This window comes from Enterococcus sp. DIV0802b, from assembly GCF_050543535.1.
Taxonomy (GTDB): Bacteria; Bacillota; Bacilli; order Lactobacillales; family Enterococcaceae; genus Enterococcus_D; species Enterococcus_D entomosocium.
Genome location: NZ_CP172941.1, coordinates 1,216,710 through 1,236,156 on the forward strand (window position 1 = coordinate 1,216,710; position 19,447 = coordinate 1,236,156).

Below are 19,447 nucleotides of genomic sequence, written 5' to 3' on the forward strand. Positions count from 1 at the left end.
ATTTATGAGCAAACAGAAGATATAGTTGTATTATATTTCATTATTTGATATTCTTATGTATATTTATTAATTATTTGAGAGGCGGGTATGCAATGACATCAGTTTTTAAAGGACGCAGTTTTTTAGCAGAGAAAGATTTCACAAAAGAAGAACTGCAATATTTAATTGATTTTTCCCAGCACTTAAAAGGGATGAAAGCCAACAATCAACCACATCGCTACTTAGAAGGAAAAAATATTGCACTTTTGTTTGAAAAGAATTCAACACGGACGCGAGCGGCCTTTACGGTTGCAGCGGTGGATTTGGGGGCGCATCCGGAATTTTTAGGGGCCAATGATATTCAGTTGGGGTCTAAAGAATCCGTTGAAGATACCGCCAAAGTATTCGGACGCATGTTTGACGGGATCGAGTTTCGCGGCTTTAGCCAACAGGTCGTCGAAGATCTGGCCAACTATTCAGGCGTGCCTGTTTGGAATGGCTTAACGGATGACTGGCATCCAACACAAATGATCGCTGACTTTTTAACCATTCAAGAAAACTTCGGTGAACTGACTGGCTTGACCATCGCATACTGTGGGGATGGGCGCAACAATGTCGCCAATTCTTTGTTAGTGACGAGTGCGATTTTAGGGGTCAATATTCATGTCGTCACCCCAAAGGCCTTGCAGCCAGAAGCAAACATTATCGAACAAGCACAAGCCTATGCTCAGCACTCTGGCGCAAAGATCCTGGTGACGGATGACGTGGATCAAGGTGTTTTAGGCGCTGATGTCGTGTATACCGATGTTTGGGTTTCAATGGGCGAAGAAGAAAAATTTCAAGAGCGGATCGAACAGCTGCTGCCTTATCAAGTAAACCAATCGTTGATGGAAAAAACGCAAAATGACCAAGTGATTTTTATGCACTGTTTACCGGCTTTTCATGATGAACAAACTATTTATGGCAAAAAAGCAGCGCAGGCGTATGGGATTTCTGAGATGGAAGTCACTGACGAGGTCTTTCGTAGCAAGTATGCTCGTCAATTTGATCAAGCCGAAAATCGTTTGCACTCAATCAAAGCGATCATGGCAGTGACTGCCGGGGATCTATTTATTCCTAAAGTATAAAAATAAAATTTTTGAAAAATGCCAGAATCTCGCTAGCCAAACAAACATTTCTTTGCTATACTTTCTGGGAAGTAAATAGCCTTGATTTGATGAAACAAGAGAAGTAGCGATTCGAGTATCAGTTAGCGAGTTCGGGGTGGTGGAAGCCGAATTGATCAGATTGTGAAACGCACTTGTGAGAATTTGCTAAGCAAACGGAATTCTGCCGTTATCAGAAAAAAGTGGGTCCGAAAAGGACAATCAGAGTGGTACCGCGGGAAATCTCGTCTCTAGTGCAAGTTATGCGCTAGAGGCTTTTTTGTTTTTATCAATCATTTCTTGCATGAAAAACATACAACTGTTTGCTTGCTTCAAACAACGTTTCATCAAAAAATGGGTTCAGTCATTATAGGAGGGATACTATGAATAACAAAGAAATCGTCGCACAAGCGATCCATCAAGTAGTAAAAGAAGATCTATCGATCGAACAAGTTCAGCAATTACTGGAAAATCCAAAGTCAGCCGACCATGGGGATGTGGCATTCCCAGCCTTCTCGCTAGCAAAAGTCTATCGGAAAGCGCCGCAGCAAATTGCCGCAGACTTAGCAGAAAAAATCGATCAAGCGTCTTTTGAAAAAATTGAAGTGGTCGGTCCGTATTTAAACTTCTTTATGGATAAAAAAGCAATCTCTGCCCATGTCTTAGAGCTGGTTCTCAAAGAAAAAAATCATTTTGGCGATCAAACCATCGGCAATCAGCAAGCAGTACCGATCGATATGTCTTCACCAAATATTGCCAAACCCATCTCAATGGGGCATTTGCGTTCCACTGTGATTGGTAACTCGATCGGCTTTATTTTAGAAAAAATCGGTTATCAGCCAATTCGCATCAACCATTTAGGCGACTGGGGCACACAATTTGGGAAATTGATCGTTGCCTATAAGAAGTGGGGGTCAGAAGAAGCGGTCAAAGCGGAACCAATCAACGAACTATTACGTTTGTATGTTGATTTTCATGAAGCAGCCGAGACAGATAAGCAATTAGAAGATGATGCGAGAGCTTGGTTCAAGAAACTAGAAGATGGTGACCAAGAAGCAATGGATTTGTGGCAATGGTTCCGTGATGAATCATTAAAAGAATTCAATAAAATCTATGATATGTTGGAAGTTTCCTTTGATTCGTTGAATGGCGAAGCTTTCTATAATGATAAAATGACAGAAGTCGTGGAATTATTAGAAGAAAAACACTTGCTAAAAGAAGACCAAGGAGCAGAAATCGTTGATTTGGCTGCCTATGACTTAAATCCGGCGTTGATCCGTAAGTCCGATGGTGCGACCCTTTACATCACACGGGATATGGCTGCAGCGCTTTACCGCAAACGGACCTACAATTTTGCAAAATCATTGTACGTGGTAGGGAATGAACAAAGTTATCACTTCAAACAATTAAAAGCTGTTTTGAAGGAAATGGGCTTTGAGTGGGCAGATGATATGACCCACGTACCATTTGGGTTGATCACCAAAGATGGGAAAAAACTGTCTACAAGAAAAGGCAAGATCGTTCTTTTGGAAGAAGTATTGAATGAAGCGATCGATTCAGCGAAAGAACAAATCACTGAAAAGAACCCAACACTTGAAAACAAAGAAGAAGTAGCAAAACAAGTCGGTGTCGGGGCAGTCGTTTTCCACGATTTGAAAAATGACCGTTTGAATAATTTCGACTTTACGCTAGAAGAAGTCGTCCGTTTTGAAGGAGAAACCGGACCATACGTGCAATACTCTCATGCCCGTGCCATGAGCATTCTTGAAAAAGCCAACTTTGATCCCGCTGCTGTCAGCAGTCTGGCGTTGGCAGACGCTGAGAGCTGGGAAGTTATCAAATTGATTCAGCGCTACCCAGAAACGGTCATGCAAGCGGCGGAAAAATATGAACCATCCGTCATTGCCAAACATGCCATCAAGTTGGCACAAGCCTTTAACAAGTATTATGCCAATGTCAAAATCTTAGCCGAAGATACGGAAAAAGACGCACGTCTAGCTCTTGTTTATGCAGTAACTACTCTATTGAAAGAAGATTTACGGTTGCTTGGTTTACACGCACCCGACAAAATGTAACAAAAAAAGCTGTGTCACTTGTTTCGACAAGGGCACAGCTTTTTTTGTAGTGAAGAATGCAGCTAGATCCTATAGCTGTTTTTACGCTATAAGACCGCATGGTTTCTGATAAATTGATAAAAAGTTTCAGCGTCTTCGTCGCTGCGGGAAATCACCGCTACTGTATCAAAGCCCGCCAACGAGCAAACTTTTTCTGGCATGGTCACTTCATCGATCGCTGCCGAAAGCAAAGGCGCATTGTCCGCAACGGTATGGATCAAGGTCATGAATTGCACACGATCTACTTTAGTGACAACGTCTTCGATCATCTGTATCAAACGCTGCTCTTCTTCTTTTTCATCCTCAGAAGCTTGCATTCCTTGAAAAATGACAAACTTTGTCTGACCTGACTCATCGGGCACTTTCACGATTTTCAAATCACGAATATCGCGAGAAATAGTCGCTTGCGTGGCGGAGACGCCTTGGACTTCCAATTGCTGCAATAATTCTTCTTGCGTGCGTACAGTATGTTCAGTAATGATTTGTCTAATAAGTAAATGGCGATCAGCTTTTCGCATAGGTAAACTCCTTTAAGCATGATTGATTAAGTCAGCCTTATCATAGCAGATAACGCCGAAAAAACCTAGATATAATAAGAAAAGAATTAGAACGTTAAAAAAAAGCGGGACCACGAATCGTAGTTTTTCATTTGAATCAGTTGCATTTCTTTTTTAGCTACTGTATACTGTTTAAGGCGTGAGTTTTTCACGTCAATCCCACATCTTGTTCCATCTGCGAAGCGGTGCTGATCGATTCAGTTCTTCAAGGAGTAAAAGAGCAAGAGAGGAAAACAAAAAACCAAATTGGAGGAAACACAACATGGCAGTAATCTCAATGAAACAATTACTAGAAGCCGGCGTACACTTTGGTCACCAAACTCGTCGCTGGAACCCAAAAATGAAGAAATATATCTTCACAGAAAGAAACGGCATCTACATCATTGATTTGCAAAAAACAGTGAAATTAGTAGACGCAGCTTACGACTACATGAAAAATGTTGCTGAAGAAGGCGGCGTTGCATTGTTCGTAGGTACTAAAAAACAAGCACAAGAAGCAATCAAAGAAGAAGCAATCCGTTCAGGTCAATACTATGTTAACCATCGTTGGTTAGGTGGAACATTGACAAACTGGGAAACAATCCAAAAACGTGTTGCTCGTTTGAAACAAATCAACAAAATGGAAGAAGATGGTACATTTGCTGTTCTTCCTAAAAAAGAAGTCGTTGGCTTGAACAAAGAGCGCGAACGTCTTGAAAAATTCTTAGGCGGTATTGCTGATATGCCAAGAATTCCAGATGTAATGTACGTTGTTGACCCACGTAAAGAACGTATCGCGATTCAAGAAGCACGCAAATTAAATATCCCGATCGTAGCGATGGTCGATACAAACTGTGATCCAGACGAAATCGATGTTGTTATCCCATCAAATGATGACGCTATTCGTGCCGTTAAATTGATCACTGCGAAAATGGCAGATGCTTTCATCGAAGGTAACCAAGGCGAAGACCAAGTAGCAGAAGAAGATTTTGCTGCTGAATCAACAGAAAACGCAACTTCAATCGAAGAAATCGTTGATGTTGTCGAAGGCGACAACGCATCAGCTGAATAATAAATGATGGAGCTGTTTCAAAGGCTAGGCGCCAAGCCTCACTCTCCTTTGAAACAGCTTTTTTTAAAGACAAGCAATCTTGTTTAAAAACATTTAGGAGGAAACAAAAAATGGCAGAAGTAACAGCTAAATTAGTAAAAGAATTACGCGATATGACTGGTGTAGGAATGATGGACGCAAAACGTGCATTAGTTGAAGTAGAAGGCGACATCGAAAAAGCCGTTGACTTATTACGTGAAAAAGGTATGGCAAAAGCTGCGAAGAAAAACGACCGTATTGCTGCTGAAGGTTTAGCATCTGTAGCAATCAACGGCAACACAGCAGCAATCGTTGAAGTGAACTCAGAAACTGACTTCGTTTCTAAAAACGAAATGTTCCAAGACTTAGTAAAAGAAATCGCTGAAGTAATCGCAGCGAACAAACCAGCTGATATGGATGCTGCTTTAAAATTAGAAACCTCTAAAGGCACAATGGATGCTGCGTTGATCGAAGCAACACAAGTAATCGGAGAAAAAATCAGCTTCCGTCGTTTTGAAGTTGTTGAAAAAGATGACAATGCTGCTTTCGGCGGTTACCTACACATGGGCGGACGTATTGCGGTATTGACTGTTCTTGAAGGAACAACTGACGAATCAGTTGCGAAAGATGTTGCAATGCACGTTGCAGCGATCAACCCTCGCTACGTGAACGAAGCACAAATCTCTCAAGAAGAATTGGATCATGAAAAACAAGTCTTGACAGAACAAGCATTGAACGAAGGCAAACCAGCGAACATCGTTGAAAAAATGGTTGAAGGACGCTTGAAGAAATTTAAAGCAGAAATCGCTTTGGTTGACCAACCATTCGTTAAAGACCCAGATATGACAGTTGAAAAATATGTTGCATCAAAAGGCGCAACTGTGAAATCTTTTGTCCGCTTTGAAGTCGGCGAAGGTATCGAAAAACGCGAAGACAACTTCGTTGAAGAAGTAATGAGCCAAGTGAAAAAATAATTCTGTTCCTCGAACAGATGGGAACGCATGGAAGTGCGCTCCCTTTTTTTAAGCAAAAACGGTTTTTGAAGAAATAGTGTAGATAATTTTCAACGAAAGAGCACCAATATGCTACAATAGTATTGGAGAATGTACGGAGGAATCATGATGGGCAAACCAAAATATCAACGTGTTGTATTAAAATTAAGTGGTGAAGCATTAGCGGGTGACGAAGGCTTTGGGATCAAACCACCGACCATCCAGGAGATCGTTAAAGAGATCAAGGAAGTCCACGAATTAGGTGTACAGATGGCGATCGTGGTCGGCGGCGGAAACATTTGGCGTGGACAAATCGGTGCGCAAATGGGGATGGAAAGAGCCCAAGCTGATTACATGGGCATGCTAGCGACTGTGATGAATGCTTTAGCATTACAAGATACACTAGAAAACGCTGGTGTACCAACGCGTGTCCAAACTTCAATCGAGATGCGTCAAATCGCTGAGCCTTATATTCGTCGTAGAGCAGAACGCCACTTAGAAAAAGGACGGGTCGTCATTTTTGCTGGCGGAACCGGGAATCCTTATTTCTCAACTGATACGACCGCAGCCTTACGGGCAGCTGAAATCAACGCCGATGTCATTTTGATGGCAAAAAACAATGTTGATGGCGTCTACTCAGCAGATCCTAAAACGGATCAAAGTGCTGTGAAATTTGAAGAATTGACTCATTTAGAAGTCATTTCCAAAGGATTGCAAGTAATGGATTCAACCGCAAGTTCATTAAGTATGGACAACGATATTCCATTAGTCGTATTCAACTTGAATGAGCATGGAAACATTCGCCGCGCCATTTTAGGTGAACATATTGGAACGACAGTAAGGGGGAAATAACATGGCTGACAAAATTTTAACAGAAGCAAAAGACAAAATGAAAAAAGCAGCAGAAAACTTGCAGCGGGAACTAGGACAAATCCGTGCTGGCCGCGCGAACGCGAGCATCTTAGACCGCGTAATGGTTACTTACTATGGTGTACCAACACCCTTGAACCAAATGGCTTCAATTACGATTCCAGAAGCAAGAATTTTGATGATCACACCTTTTGACAAAACAATGATCCAAGAAGTTGAAAAAGCCATCATGCAAAGTGATATTGGTATCACGCCTGCCAATGACGGAACAGTGATTCGTTTGGTGATTCCTCAATTAACGGAAGAACGCCGTAAAGAATTAGCAAAAGACGTGAAAAAAGAAGCTGAAAATGCGAAAATCGCCGTCCGTAACATTCGTCGGGATGCCATGGAAGCTTACAAGAAACAAGAAAAAGCTGGCGACATCACAGAAGATGATTTGCGGGAATCTGAAAAAGAAGTGCAGACTGCTACAGATAACAGCATCAAAGAAATCGATGCCATCGCAGCTGAAAAAGAACAAGAATTACTTGAAGTTTAAAAGGAATGACGAAGAGTCGCTTCAGCGGCTCTTTTTTTATGGGCGAAACTATCTCATGTACTTGAATATGACAGCTGTTTTTTTGTTTTTTCTTAATATGGAAATCTTTTCTTGGTTTTCATAGGCAAGAAATCTGATTATTGTTATAATGTAAAAGATGAATTTCAAGAATTGGAAGAGGAGCGAATACGATGCTGCGTTTTTTTCCACAAAAAGACAAATATATCAAAGAAGCGGCTGAACATGAATTTGATCCATCACTGCCGATTCCCCAACACATCGCGATCATTATGGATGGTAACGGCAGATGGGCGCAAAATCGGCGCTTGCCAAGAGTAGCTGGCCACAAAGAAGGCATGGAGACGGTAAAGAAAATCACGAAACACGCTTCACACTTAGGTGTGAAGGTATTGACGCTTTATGCATTTTCGACAGAGAATTGGAAACGGCCGAACGAGGAAGTAGACTTTTTGATGCAACTACCAGTCGACTTTTTCGACACCTTTGTTCCTGAGCTAATCAAAGAAAATGTTCAAGTCAAAGTGATGGGGTTCACGGATTCTTTACCCCTACACACGCAAGAAGCGGTCAAGCGAGCGATCGACCAAACCAAAGACAATACGGGAATGATCTTGAATTTTGCTTTGAATTATGGCAGCCGCGCAGAAATTTTGACAGCTGTCCAAGCGCTTTATGAAGAACTCTCGGCTTCCGGCGAAGCCCTACCAGAGCTCACGGAAGACATGCTGGGGACGCATTTGATGACTGGTTTTTTACCAAGCCCTTTGCGGGATCCTGAATTGGTGATTCGAACGAGTGGTGAGGAACGTGTCAGTAATTTCTTGTTATGGCAGATTGCATACAGCGAGTTATTCTTTACGAAGGCGCTCTGGCCTGATTTCGATGCTGCGTTATTAGAGGACGCGATTGGGAGCTTTCAACAACGAAACCGGCGTTTTGGCGGTTTGAAAACAGAGGAGGAAGAAGAGTGAGACAACGTGTAATCACTGCGGTCGTCGCATTAGCCTTTTTCCTGCCAATTATTTATGTTGGCGGCATTGCCGTCGAATTGCTGGCAGCAGCAATGGCAGGAATTGGTGTTTATGAATTATTTCGGATGAAAGGACTAGCTATTTTCAGTTTTGAAGGAATTCTTTCAATCCTCGGAGCGGTGATCTTAGTTTTGCCTCAAGAACGCTGGTTTTTCTTTTTGCCAGAGGGGACAGATAAAAGTGCCTTGTACTATCTGATCGTTCTTTTGTTACTAGGGATCGCGGTTATTTCGAAAAATACGTATACCATCGATGAAGCTGGGTTTCCGGTGATCGTTAGCTTATATACCGGTGTCGGGTTTGAACGTTTCTTGACGGCACGGTCAGCAACGGATGGATTAGTTGTTTTAGTTTTCGGGCTGTTTATCGTGTGGGCAACGGATATTGGGGCTTACATGGTGGGACGGCGTTACGGCCAACGAAAATTATGGCCGGAGATTTCTCCTAATAAAACCATCGAAGGGGCCCTAGGCGGGATTGCTGCTGCGGTGGTCGTAGCTGGTTTGTATCTATTAGCATTTCCTGGGAAAGATTATTTTGGACACGGTAGTGCCATCATGATTTTATTGACGGTCCTCTTTTCGATCGCTGGGCAATTTGGTGATTTAGTGGAATCCGCGATCAAACGTCACTATGGCGTGAAGGATTCAGGGAATATCCTGCCAGGTCACGGAGGAATCTTAGATCGCTTCGACAGCATGTTGTTTGTGTTTCCAATCATGTATTTATTCGGTGTCTTTTAGAAAATTTTTAAGAAGTGCAGGCTTGGCTTGCGCTTCTTTTTTTAAATTCTTGTTACAACGGGAATGTGAGTTCCTCAACGGGAACCGGTGTGATAAAATAAGGAAAGGCTGCCCTGAATGAGAGGGATGCTGTGAAAGAGAGGAACGAGCATGAAAACGATACTTGTATTTATCATTATCTTTTCCGTGGTGGTAGTGATTCACGAATTTGGACACTACTTCTTTGCAAAACGGGCAGGTATTTTAGTAAGAGAGTTTGCCATCGGTATGGGGCCTAAATTGTTCGCGCATCAAGCGAAAGATGGGACGACCTACACGATTCGGATGCTGCCATTAGGCGGGTATGTCCAAATGGCAGGCGGGGGCGAAGATGAGACCGAATTAACGCCTGGCATGCCAGTCTCCTTGGTTCAAGATGCAACTGGCAAAGTCACCAAAATCAATACAAGCAAAAAGATCCAATTGCCGCAAGCGATCCCCATGGAAGTGACCGACTTTGACTTGGAGGAGAAGTTGACGATCACTGGCTTCATCAACGGCAATGAACAAGAAGCGGTTACGTACGCTGTGGATCATGACGCAACGATCATTCATGAAGATGGCGTTGAAGTTCGGATCGCACCAAAAGACGTTCAATTCCAGTCTGCAAAGCTGTGGCAACGAATGCTGACGAATTTTGCAGGACCGATGAATAACTTTATTTTATCCTTGGTTTTATTCACTGGGTTGGTGTTTGCGCAAGGTGGTGTCGCGAATCAAGATGCAACCGTCGTGACAGGAATCGAAGCAGGAACCCCGGCTGCTGAAGCCGGGCTGCAAAATGGCGACGAAATCCTAGCAGTTGAAGGCGTCGATGTTTCCAACTGGTCAGAATTGACGACAGAGATCCAAAAGTACCCAGCTACTCAGATTACTCTAGAAGTCAAACGAGGAGCGGAAACACTTGATTTGACAGCAACTCCTGCGAGTCAAGAATCAGGGGAGACCACGATCGGTTTCTTAGGGATCACGGCTTCGTTAAAAACTGGGATCGGAGACATCTTACTGGGTGGCTTACAAACGACCATTGACAATTCGCTGGTTATTTTTAGAGCAGTCGGCAACTTGATCGCCCAACCAGATATCAATAAATTGGGCGGACCGGTAGCGATTTTCCAACTGTCTTCTCAAGCCGCATCGCAAGGTGTCACAACGGTGATCGCCATGATGGCGATGATTTCCATCAATTTGGGGATCTTTAATTTATTGCCGATTCCTGGATTAGATGGTGGGAAACTGGTTTTAAATATTTTAGAAGGTGTGCGAGGCAAGCCAATCAGTCAAGAAAAAGAAGGCATCATTACCCTGATTGGGTTTGGGTTTTTGATGCTGCTGATGGTTCTCGTTACCTGGAATGATATCCAACGTTTCTTCTTTTAAAAATAAGACGCACAAGCAAATCAATTGTTGATCGGGTGAACATGATTTTTTGTAGCAAAGGAGAAAAAAATGAAACAGTCAAAATGTTTGATTCCGACATTGAGGGAAACCCCCAGCGATGCGGAGACGTTAAGTCATCAACTGTTAGTTAGGGCAGGGTATATTCGACAAGTGGCGGCAGGCATCTATGTCTACTTGCCATTAGCACAAAGGGTGTTAGAAAAGATCAAACGGGTCATTCGTGAGGAGCTGGCAGAAATCGATGCTGTGGAGATGGCGATGCCTTCTTTGCTTCCGTATGAACCATGGAAGGAGTCTGGACGGGCCTCACTGTATGGTGAGTCTTTGTATCGGTTGACAGATCGAAACGAACGAGAGATCGTTTTAGGGCCCACTCACGAAGAGCCGTTCACGACATTGATCAAAAACGAGATCACGTCTTATAAGCGACTGCCTTTGAGCTTATATCAGATCCAAACGAAATATCGGGACGAACAGCGGCCGCGTTTTGGATTGATTCGCAGCCGTGAATTTATCATGCAAGATGGCTATTCTTTTCACGCCGATGAAGCCAGCTTAGATCAAACCTATAATCGCTACGAAATGGCTTACCATGCCATATTGAAACGCTGTGGGATCGAGTATCGGGCAGTGGTCGGGGATAATGGCTTGATGGGTGGCCGAGATTCAAAAGAGTTTTTGGCATTGTCTGGAATCGGCGAAGAGCTGATCTGTTATTCGACTGAAAGCGACTATGTCGCCAATTGGAAACTAGCAACTAGTCAGTATATCGCTAAAAAATCTCATGAGACCTACTTAGAGTTACAAAAAGTCGTTCATAAAGAATCATTATCGTTAGAGGAACTGGCGAAAACACACGATACGGATTTGCAAAAAATCGTTCAAGTATTTTTGCTGCTCGTTGACGAGCAAGTCATTATGGTATTACTTCGAGGTGATCACAGTCTCAATGAAACAAAAATCAAGCATTTTTTAGCGGCTGATCAAGTGAAGGTCCTGACTGCTGAAGAAGCCGAGTCCTATCTGACCAGTGACACACAACTTCGCAGCCCCATTGAGCTTGCTGATTCGATCCAATTGTATGCGGATCAGCATGTCCAAGATATGGCGAATCTGATCGTCCCAGCGGCAGAAAAACAGAGCTATTTTCTCAATGCAAATGTAGGCCGTGATTTTCAACCACTAGCCTTTGCCGATTTTCGCTTGGTTCAAGAAGGCGATCCTTCCCCAGATGGAAAAGGAACCTTAACCTTTACGCGAGGAATCGAAGTTGGGCATATCTTCAAGTTAGGAACCAAGTACAGCGAGGCCCAAGAAGCGACGGTTGTCGATGAAAATGGCGATGAACAACCAATCATCATGGGCTGTTATGGTCTGGGCGTTTCTCGGCTGCTTTCAACAATCGTCGAACAATACGGCAATGAGTTTGGGATCGATTGGCCCCAAGAAATTGCCCCATTTGATGTGCATATCATCCAAACGTCGATTGAAGATAGCTATCAAAATGCCTTAAGTGAAGAAGTAGAAGAAATGATGAACCAAGTCGGCTATCAAGTATTGGTGGATGACCGCAATGAACGTGCAGGGGTCAAATTTGCAGATGCCGATTTGATTGGTTGTCCGATTCGCTTGACCATCGGTAAAAAAGCCGTAGAAGGCATCGTGGAGATCAAAATCAAGCATACTGGCGCTACCGTTGAAGTGAGGAAAGAAGAAGTCGCTTCGACCTTGACGATTTTATTAGCCAACCAAGAATAAATCGGAACAAATGGTAGATCGAGAGAGGAAATCCTTTCTCGATTTTTTAATGAAAGTGAAGACAAAAAGAGGTATACTAGTGAGTACTGAGAAAAGGAGGATCTTCAATTGTCAAAAGAAAGAGAGACCTTTGAGATATTATTAGACCAAATTGCAGCTGCCCCAAATCTTCGGCAGCATCCGTTGATGCAGACTGCCCAAATCAGACAAGTAACCGTGCATCGACAATCAAAAGCGTGGACGTTTTATTTCCAATTTGAACGTTTATTACCGGTGATGGTGTATCAATCCTTTAAACAACACATTGAACTAGCGTTTAAAGAGATCGCGGAAGTTCGCATTGTCATTGAAGCTCAAGATGGTTCCTTCGATGAGCAGTTCATTCAAGAATACTGGCCATTAGCGTTAGCCAATCAAAATTGTGATCGGCCGTTAGTTCATCAAGTGATTAAAAATCAAATGCCTATGATTCAAGAGAACAAAGTGATTTTACCCGTCAACAATGATGCGGTCATCACGATTTTGCAGCAACAGTACTTACCGATCATTGAGGAAAATTATGGGACTTTCGGGTTTCAAAAATTTCGGATCTTGCCGCAGCTAGACAAAGAACAGGCTGAGGCAGCCTTGAAAGAACTTGAAGCACGAAAAGAAGAACAAACGGCAGCCTTCCAATTGCAAGCCGCTGAGAACTTAATGGCCCACGAGCAACGCAAAAAAGAAGTCAAAACAGTCGAATTTGACGGACCAATTGCCTTGGGACGTAATATTCCTGCCGATGAACCTGTGACACCGATGATCAATATCATTGAGGAAGAACGCAGAGTTACGATCCAAGGGTATGTCTTTGATAAAGAAGTTCGAGAATTGCGTTCAAAACGGAAGATTTTGATTTTGAAAATCACCGACTATACGTCGTCGTTTAGTGTGAAAAAATTCTCCAATAATGAAAAAGATGAACAAGTCTTTGATGCCATTGCTAAAGGTAGTTGGGTCAAAGTGCGTGGTAGTGTTCAAGAAGATACTTTTATGCGAGATCTCGTTATGAATGCGCAAGATTTGCTGGAAGTCAAACACGAGGCCCGCAAAGATTATGCACCTGAAGGCGAAAAACGGGTCGAACTTCACCTGCATTCTAATATGAGTACGATGGATGCAACCAACAATGTGGCAGACTTTGTCGCTCAAGCTGGCAAGTGGGGCCATAAGGCGATTGCGATCACCGATCATGGTGGCGCACAAGGGTTTCCTGATGCCCATCACGCCGGAGAAAAAGCCGGGGTAAAAATTCTTTACGGTGTGGAAGCCAATATCGTGGATGACGGGGTAGCGGTTGCCTATAATCCGAAGCCTGTCCCACTGACTGATGCCACTTATATCGTGTTTGACGTGGAGACCACCGGATTGTCTGCAGTGTACGACACCATCATTGAATTGGCCGCTGTGCGGATGCATAAAGGCAACGTGGAAGGCTCCTTTGATGAATTCATCGATCCTGGCCATCCTTTATCACGAACGACCGTAGAATTGACGGGGATCACCGATGAAATGGTTCGGGGGTCAAAATCGGAAGAAGAAGTCTTACGTTTGTTCCGTGAGTTTTCTGAAGGAGCCATTCTAGTTGCCCACAATGCGTCATTTGATATGGGCTTCTTAAATACAAGTTATCGAAAATACGGTATTCCAGAAGCAGAAAATCCCGTCATTGATACATTGGAACTCGCTCGTTATTTGTATCCAGAGTTTAAGCGATTCGGTTTAGGTGTCCTTTCCAAAAAATTCGGCGTTAGTTTGGAGCAACATCACCGAGCGATCTACGATGCCGAAGCAACCGGTCATTTAGCGTGGATCTTTGTCAAAGAAGCGATGGAAAAACATGACATGCTGCTGCACGAAGATTTGAACCGACACGTTGGGGGCGAGAACTCCTATAAAGCAGCTCGGCCTTTCCATGCCACGATCTTAGCCCGAACACAGGCGGGATTGAAGAATTTATTCAAGCTGATCTCGATGTCGAATGTGAAGTACTTCCATGATAAAGTCCCGCGGATCCCGCGCTCAGAATTGGTGAAATTGCGGGAAGGATTGTTAGTCGGAACCGCTTGTGATAAAGGGGAAGTCTTTGTCGCAATGATGCAAAAAGGGGTCGATGCAGCGCGGGAACTTGCTAAGTTTTATGACTATATCGAAGTCATGCCCAAAGCAGTTTATGCCCATCTCCTAGAAACGGAGCTCGTGAAAAGCGAAAAAGACCTAGAAGACATTATTCGGAATTTGATCCAAATGGGTGAAGAGTTAGGAAAAATCGTTGTTGCTACTGGGAATGCCCACTACCTGAACGAAGAAGATGCCATTTATCGTAAGGTCTTGATCAATTCGATGGGGGGCGCCAATCCCTTGAATCGGCATAGTTTACCGGATGTACACTTCCGAACAACCGATGAGATGCTGACCGCTTTTCAGTTTTTAGGTCCAGAAGTAGCGAAAGAAATTGTGGTGACGAACCCAAATAAAATCGCTGATCTCTGTGAAAAAGTCATTCCGGTAAAAGATGATCTGTATACACCAAAGATTCCCGGATCTGAACAAGAGATCACCGACTTGAGTTACAACCGTGCCAAAGAGCTATACGGTGATCCATTACCAGAAATTGTGGAAAAACGTTTGAAAAAAGAGCTTGATTCGATCATTGGGAATGGGTTTTCCGTGATCTATTTGATCTCACAAAAACTGGTTCATAAAAGCAATCAAGACGGCTACTTAGTAGGGTCACGGGGATCAGTCGGTTCTAGTTTCGTAGCAACGATGACTGGGATCACTGAGGTCAATCCATTAGCCCCTCATTATTATTGTCCCGATTGCCAGTATTCTGAGTTTTACGAAGACGGCTCGTATGGTTCTGGTTATGATATGCCAGAGAAAAAATGTCCAAAATGCGGCACACGTCTGAACAAAGATGGCCATGATATTCCTTTTGAAACCTTCCTTGGTTTCCATGGCGATAAAGTCCCCGATATCGATTTGAACTTCTCTGGGGAATATCAGCCAGAGGCCCATAACTATACGAAAGTGCTCTTCGGCGAAGAATATGTCTATCGTGCCGGAACGATCGGTACAGTAGCCGATAAAACAGCCTTCGGTTTCGTAAAAGGCTTTGAGCGCGATCATAATCTCCATTATCGAGCAGCTGAAGTCGATCGATTGGCTAAGGGTGCAACTGGCGTCAAACGGACAACTGGTCAGCATCCGGGGGGAATCATCGTTATTCCAGACTATATGGATGTCTATGATTTCACGCCGATTCAATACCCAGCAGATGATCAAAATTCAGAATGGAAAACGACCCACTTTGATTTCCATTCCATTCATGACAATATTTTAAAACTGGATATCCTGGGACACGATGACCCAACGGTGATTCGGATGCTGCAGGATTTATCAGGAATCGATCCTAAAACGATCCCCACGGATGATCCGGAAGTGATGCGTATTTTTGGTGGTACGGACGTGCTAGGTGTGACTGAAGAGCAGATCTACTCAAAAACAGGTACATTAGGCATCCCAGAATTTGGGACCCGATTTGTGCGGGGGATGTTGGATCAAACCCATCCATCGACGTTTGCAGAGCTTTTGCAGATCTCTGGTCTTTCCCATGGTACCGATGTATGGTTGGGCAATGCCGAAGAACTGATTCGTCGCGGAGATGCCAGTCTAGCAGAAGTAATCGGCTGTCGGGATGATATCATGGTGTACTTGATCCATGCTGGCTTAGATGACGGGATGGCCTTTAAAATCATGGAGACGGTTCGTAAAGGGCAATGGAACAAGATCCCTGACGACTTGCGGGACACTTACTTGCAAGCGATGCGGGAGAACAATGTCCCTGAATGGTATATCGATTCTTGTTCGAAGATCAAGTATATGTTCCCGAAAGCCCATGCGGCGGCGTATGTTTTGATGGCGTTGCGGGTGGCTTACTTTAAAGTGTACTTCCCAATTCTCTATTACTGTGCTTATTTCTCTGTCCGGGCGGATGATTTTGATTTGATTGCCATGTCAAAAGGAAAAGACGCCGTAAAAGAACGGATGCAAGAAATCACTGACAAAGGATTGGATGCGTCAACGAAAGAAAAGAATCTGTTAACCGTTCTGGAGTTAGCCAATGAAATGTTAGAGCGCGGTTATGAATTTGGGATGATCGATCTGTATAAATCGGATGCGGAAAACTTCGTGATCGACGGAAAAAAATTGATCGCACCATTTCGAGCAGTGCCGAGTTTGGGACTAAACGTAGCGAAACAAATCGTGGAAGCACGGAAAAATGGTCCTTTCTTATCGAAAGAAGATCTCGCCAATCGCGGGAAAGTTTCTAAGACTTTGATTGAATACATGACGGATAACGGTGTTCTTAAAGATTTACCTGATGAAAATCAGTTATCGTTGTTTGATATGTTGTAAACCACCGGCTGTTCACTTAAGATAAAAAATAAGCACATCATCATAATGGCTAGTATAGCTAGTTTCTGCATGATGTGCTTTTTTGTCTTGTTTGTGAAATCGATCTAAGCAGCCACAATCTGACGAAAATCAGAAAGATCGTGGTCTATTGTGGGAAATCATAGGGGCCAGCCTTGGTAGCGAATCAATCGAACCTTTACCATACAAAGAGGAGAAAAATACTCGTTACCGAAAGAAGCGAATGCCTTTGGTAACGAGTATTTTTCGACAAAGTTCGTTAAATAGCTAAAAAAAGAAAAAAAGCAAAACAGGCAAATACACCATGTACAGTAAGACGGAATAGCCTAAACATGAAGTTGCAAATTCTTCATCCCCTTGGTAGTTTCGTACAAGGATCGGGACAGAGTTTTGGACGGGCATAGAGGCTTGAATAATAAACACAGAAAGCATCAATTCAGGAACAGGGATGATTCTGCTTAACAGCCACACAACGAGGGGCGAAAGAACGAAACGACCAAACAAGACACCGACAATGTCTTTCGTCATTCGCAAATTTTTGAGTCCCCCAAAGTAGACGATGATTCCGATAATAAACATTGATAAGGGTGTCGTCAAATCTGCTAGATAGCTTCCAAGGCCATCAACAAATGAGGGCAGCGGTAAGGTGAATAGCATCCAGATCAAACCGATGATGAAACCAATCAAGGCTGGTGAAAAAATCTTTTTTAGCATGACCAATGGATGAAAGGAAATCCGGGCTTCACCAAAATCAGGATTGTCTTTTGCTAACTCAAAAATACCGATGGTCCAAAATAATGTCGTATTTACAATATAGTACAACAACACATAAGGAACGGCTTTTTCACCAAAAATAGCTAAATTGATCGGTAAGCCGATGAAGATCGTATTGGAAAAGGTAAACATGGCGGAAAATGCGCCTTGGTGTTTGGCTTCAACTTGCGCGAAACGTCGCCATAAATAACCAGCGAAGTAAGTGATCATCATGGAAAGTAATGGGATGATCATCCCCGAAACCAATGAAAGAAATTCATCTTTCGTAAAGTTTTTAATAATCGTTAAAAACATATTGGCTGGTAATGAGACATTTAATACCAATTTTGAAAACGTATCGGCGGTTCGATTAGAAAACCATTGTTTGTAAGACAACCAATAACCGATAAACATGAGACTGAAAATGACAAAAATATTGATATATGCTTGAAACATGTGCTCACCTCTCATTTACTATAGCGAAAGGCAGAAGAAGAAGCAACTGATTCCCATTTGAAAACAACAAAAAACCAAACCACTCATTGAGCGATTTGGTCAAGAATTACTAACGTTGCTGCTTGCCTGCGTTACGACCTTTTCCATTAGGCTTTGTCGTGTTCAACGCTTTTTTGACAGCTTCTGTTTTTTCAGGAGTTACATCTTTGCGAGGCGTAACCACCGTTTTTGGCGGATTGGCTTTCATTTCTGCTTCGACTTGGGCACGAATTTTTGGTTTCATGATGACATTCGTGATAAATGTTTGGATACAACTGAAGACCCCACCGACTACCCAATAAAGCGTCACACCAGCTGGTGCACTCATTGACATGAAAACGATCATCAATGGAGAAACGATCAACATGGTTTTCATCGTTTTTTTCTGTTCTTCCGGAATCCCAATGGTTGAGATGTATCCTTGTGCCAGGTAGGAAATACCAGCAATCGCCACAAAGAGGATGCTGGGGTCACCTAATGATACGCCAAAGAACTCAGAGTTTTGGATTCCTTGTGTGTAACGGGCGGTGAAGTAGAGGGCAGAGAAGATCGGCATCTGAATCAGTAAAGGCAAACAACCGATACCGCCAAACATACTGACGTTGTTTTCAGAATAGATTTTTTGCATCTCCGCTTGCGCTTGCATTTGTTCTTCCCGAGTGGTTGCTTTCTTCAAATTGGCTTGCGCAATATCCACTTGAGGTTTCAGAAACTGCATTTTTTCACTTTGAATCATCGTTTTTCGAGACTGATGGATCCCTAATGGTAAGATAATGACGCGGACAACGATCGTTACGGCGATGATCGCCCAGCCGTAAGACCAGTTGAAGTTTTCAACGAGCATCGTGATCATATCACCTAAAGGTTTCACCAAAAAGCGATAAATCATTCCTGTTTCTTTCGGCGTACCATCAGCATTGGTACTGACACAGCCTGATAATGCTAATAACAGGCCAAATAATCCTGATGAAAGCAGCCATTTATTCATTTTAGACATTCTATTCTTCCTCTTCACAATAAATTTAGACAAAAATAACTATACTAAAAAAGACCGACTATTTCAATGTACAAAGAGAAATTCATTGAAAAATCAATCTTTCGACTTAGAAAACATTCAATTATCAATAATAGACTACGTCAAAGCTAGTACGTTCTTTAATGGTATCATCTGGTTGGATGTCGATTTGGTTCACTTTTCCAGCGGGAGAAGGAGAATCTTTCACTCCGGCAACAAAGGCATCGATGATTTTTTCATCTCCCATCGCTTCAATCGAAACAGAACCATCTGCCTCATTTTTTACAGATCCTGTGACCCCTAACTGATCGGCAAGCATTTTCGTGGTATAACGAAAGCCGACACCTTGGACACGCCCTTGAACATGGATTCGTAGTTTCTTCATGGACAATCCCTCCTCTGCTTATAATGATAGCGTTTTTTCAGTAAAAGAACAAGTTAGATCGAT

The 19,447-nt window shown here is 43.0% G+C and carries 15 protein-coding genes and 1 other annotated feature; of the genes, 11 read left to right on the top strand and 4 right to left on the bottom strand.

The window, feature by feature from the left end:
- Positions 1–92: 92 nt before the first annotated feature.
- Complete coding sequence (argF, locus tag IGJ12_RS05890) at positions 93–1,106, top strand: ornithine carbamoyltransferase (RefSeq protein ID WP_005237003.1); 1,014 nt, start codon at positions 93–95, stop codon at positions 1,104–1,106.
- Between the two features lie 80 nt (positions 1,107–1,186).
- Positions 1,187–1,380: a binding site (T-box leader), on the top strand.
- Between the two features lie 127 nt (positions 1,381–1,507).
- Positions 1,508–3,199 carry an arginine--tRNA ligase gene (gene argS / locus IGJ12_RS05895; RefSeq protein ID WP_005237000.1) on the top strand — a complete coding sequence of 564 codons (1,692 nt, stop codon included), beginning with the start codon at positions 1,508–1,510 and terminating at the stop codon, positions 3,197–3,199.
- An 86-nt stretch (positions 3,200–3,285) separates the two neighbouring features.
- On the opposite strand, the gene IGJ12_RS05900 is transcribed toward argS, so the two are convergent.
- Positions 3,286–3,756 carry an arginine repressor gene (locus tag IGJ12_RS05900; protein ID WP_005236999.1) on the bottom strand — a complete coding sequence of 157 codons (471 nt, stop codon included), beginning with the start codon at positions 3,754–3,756 and terminating at the stop codon, positions 3,286–3,288.
- Between the two features lie 301 nt (positions 3,757–4,057).
- On the opposite strand from IGJ12_RS05900, the gene rpsB reads away from it, so the two are divergent.
- The 9 genes from rpsB (at position 4,058) to IGJ12_RS05945 (ending at position 16,718) form a co-directional block, all read left to right on the top strand.
- A complete protein-coding gene (rpsB, locus tag IGJ12_RS05905) occupies positions 4,058–4,846 on the top strand; it encodes a 30S ribosomal protein S2 (RefSeq protein ID WP_005229426.1) in 789 nt (262 codons plus the stop codon).
- Positions 4,847–4,956: 110 nt separating this feature from the next.
- On the top strand, positions 4,957–5,838 hold the full coding sequence (tsf, locus tag IGJ12_RS05910) for a translation elongation factor Ts (RefSeq protein WP_005229432.1): 882 nt from the start codon (positions 4,957–4,959) through the stop codon (positions 5,836–5,838).
- A 147-nt stretch (positions 5,839–5,985) separates the two neighbouring features.
- On the top strand, positions 5,986–6,708 hold the full coding sequence (gene pyrH, locus IGJ12_RS05915; RefSeq protein WP_005229433.1) for a UMP kinase: 723 nt from the start codon (positions 5,986–5,988) through the stop codon (positions 6,706–6,708).
- Position 6,709: 1 nt separating this feature from the next.
- Entirely contained in the window at positions 6,710–7,267 is a 558-nt protein-coding gene (gene frr, locus IGJ12_RS05920; RefSeq protein ID WP_005229434.1) for a ribosome recycling factor, read from the top strand.
- A gap of 191 nt (positions 7,268–7,458) precedes the next feature.
- Positions 7,459–8,259: an isoprenyl transferase gene (locus IGJ12_RS05925; RefSeq protein ID WP_005236994.1), complete on the top strand. Its 801-nt coding sequence runs from the start codon at positions 7,459–7,461 to the stop codon at positions 8,257–8,259.
- Positions 8,256–9,062: a phosphatidate cytidylyltransferase gene (locus IGJ12_RS05930; RefSeq protein WP_005236992.1), complete on the top strand. Its 807-nt coding sequence runs from the start codon at positions 8,256–8,258 to the stop codon at positions 9,060–9,062. The genes IGJ12_RS05925 and IGJ12_RS05930 overlap by 4 nt, the downstream gene beginning before the upstream one ends.
- Before the next feature lie 150 nt (positions 9,063–9,212).
- The gene (gene rseP / locus IGJ12_RS05935) at positions 9,213–10,481 is read left to right on the top strand and encodes an RIP metalloprotease RseP (protein WP_430619472.1); all 1,269 of its coding nucleotides are present in this window, start codon (positions 9,213–9,215) and stop codon (positions 10,479–10,481) included.
- Between the two features lie 69 nt (positions 10,482–10,550).
- Entirely contained in the window at positions 10,551–12,260 is a 1,710-nt protein-coding gene (locus IGJ12_RS05940) for a proline--tRNA ligase (RefSeq protein ID WP_008381112.1), read from the top strand.
- Positions 12,261–12,368: 108 nt separating this feature from the next.
- A complete protein-coding gene (locus IGJ12_RS05945) occupies positions 12,369–16,718 on the top strand; it encodes a PolC-type DNA polymerase III (protein ID WP_005236975.1) in 4,350 nt (1,449 codons plus the stop codon).
- 285 nt (positions 16,719–17,003) lie between these two features.
- Here the strand turns inward: IGJ12_RS05945 and IGJ12_RS05950 are convergent, their stop codons facing one another.
- The 3 genes from IGJ12_RS05950 to IGJ12_RS05960 form a co-directional block, all read right to left on the bottom strand.
- On the bottom strand, positions 17,004–17,945 hold the full coding sequence (locus tag IGJ12_RS05950) for an AEC family transporter (protein ID WP_034872197.1): 942 nt from the start codon (positions 17,943–17,945) through the stop codon (positions 17,004–17,006).
- Between the two features lie 109 nt (positions 17,946–18,054).
- A complete protein-coding gene (gene yidC / locus IGJ12_RS05955; protein ID WP_005236971.1) occupies positions 18,055–18,981 on the bottom strand; it encodes a membrane protein insertase YidC in 927 nt (308 codons plus the stop codon).
- A 124-nt stretch (positions 18,982–19,105) separates the two neighbouring features.
- On the bottom strand, positions 19,106–19,384 hold the full coding sequence (locus IGJ12_RS05960; protein WP_005236969.1) for an acylphosphatase: 279 nt from the start codon (positions 19,382–19,384) through the stop codon (positions 19,106–19,108).
- Between the last annotated feature and the right edge of the window lie 63 nt (positions 19,385–19,447).

What these genes read in the sequence shown, in the direction of transcription:
- argF (WP_005237003.1), top strand. Translation starts at nt 93, where the DNA reads ATGACATCAGTTTTTAAAGGACGCAGTTTTTTAGCAGAGAAAGATTTC.
- argS (WP_005237000.1), top strand. Translation starts at nt 1,508, where the DNA reads ATGAATAACAAAGAAATCGTCGCACAAGCGATCCATCAAGTAGTAAAA.
- IGJ12_RS05900 (WP_005236999.1), bottom strand. Translation starts at nt 3,756, where the DNA reads ATGCGAAAAGCTGATCGCCATTTACTTATTAGACAAATCATTACTGAA.
- rpsB (WP_005229426.1), top strand. Translation starts at nt 4,058, where the DNA reads ATGGCAGTAATCTCAATGAAACAATTACTAGAAGCCGGCGTACACTTT.
- tsf (WP_005229432.1), top strand. Translation starts at nt 4,957, where the DNA reads ATGGCAGAAGTAACAGCTAAATTAGTAAAAGAATTACGCGATATGACT.
- pyrH (WP_005229433.1), top strand. Translation starts at nt 5,986, where the DNA reads ATGGGCAAACCAAAATATCAACGTGTTGTATTAAAATTAAGTGGTGAA.
- frr (WP_005229434.1), top strand. Translation starts at nt 6,710, where the DNA reads ATGGCTGACAAAATTTTAACAGAAGCAAAAGACAAAATGAAAAAAGCA.
- IGJ12_RS05925 (WP_005236994.1), top strand. Translation starts at nt 7,459, where the DNA reads ATGCTGCGTTTTTTTCCACAAAAAGACAAATATATCAAAGAAGCGGCT.
- rseP (WP_430619472.1), top strand. Translation starts at nt 9,213, where the DNA reads ATGAAAACGATACTTGTATTTATCATTATCTTTTCCGTGGTGGTAGTG.
- IGJ12_RS05940 (WP_008381112.1), top strand. Translation starts at nt 10,551, where the DNA reads ATGAAACAGTCAAAATGTTTGATTCCGACATTGAGGGAAACCCCCAGC.
- IGJ12_RS05950 (WP_034872197.1), bottom strand. Translation starts at nt 17,945, where the DNA reads ATGTTTCAAGCATATATCAATATTTTTGTCATTTTCAGTCTCATGTTT.
- yidC (WP_005236971.1), bottom strand. Translation starts at nt 18,981, where the DNA reads ATGTCTAAAATGAATAAATGGCTGCTTTCATCAGGATTATTTGGCCTG.
- IGJ12_RS05960 (WP_005236969.1), bottom strand. Translation starts at nt 19,384, where the DNA reads ATGAAGAAACTACGAATCCATGTTCAAGGGCGTGTCCAAGGTGTCGGC.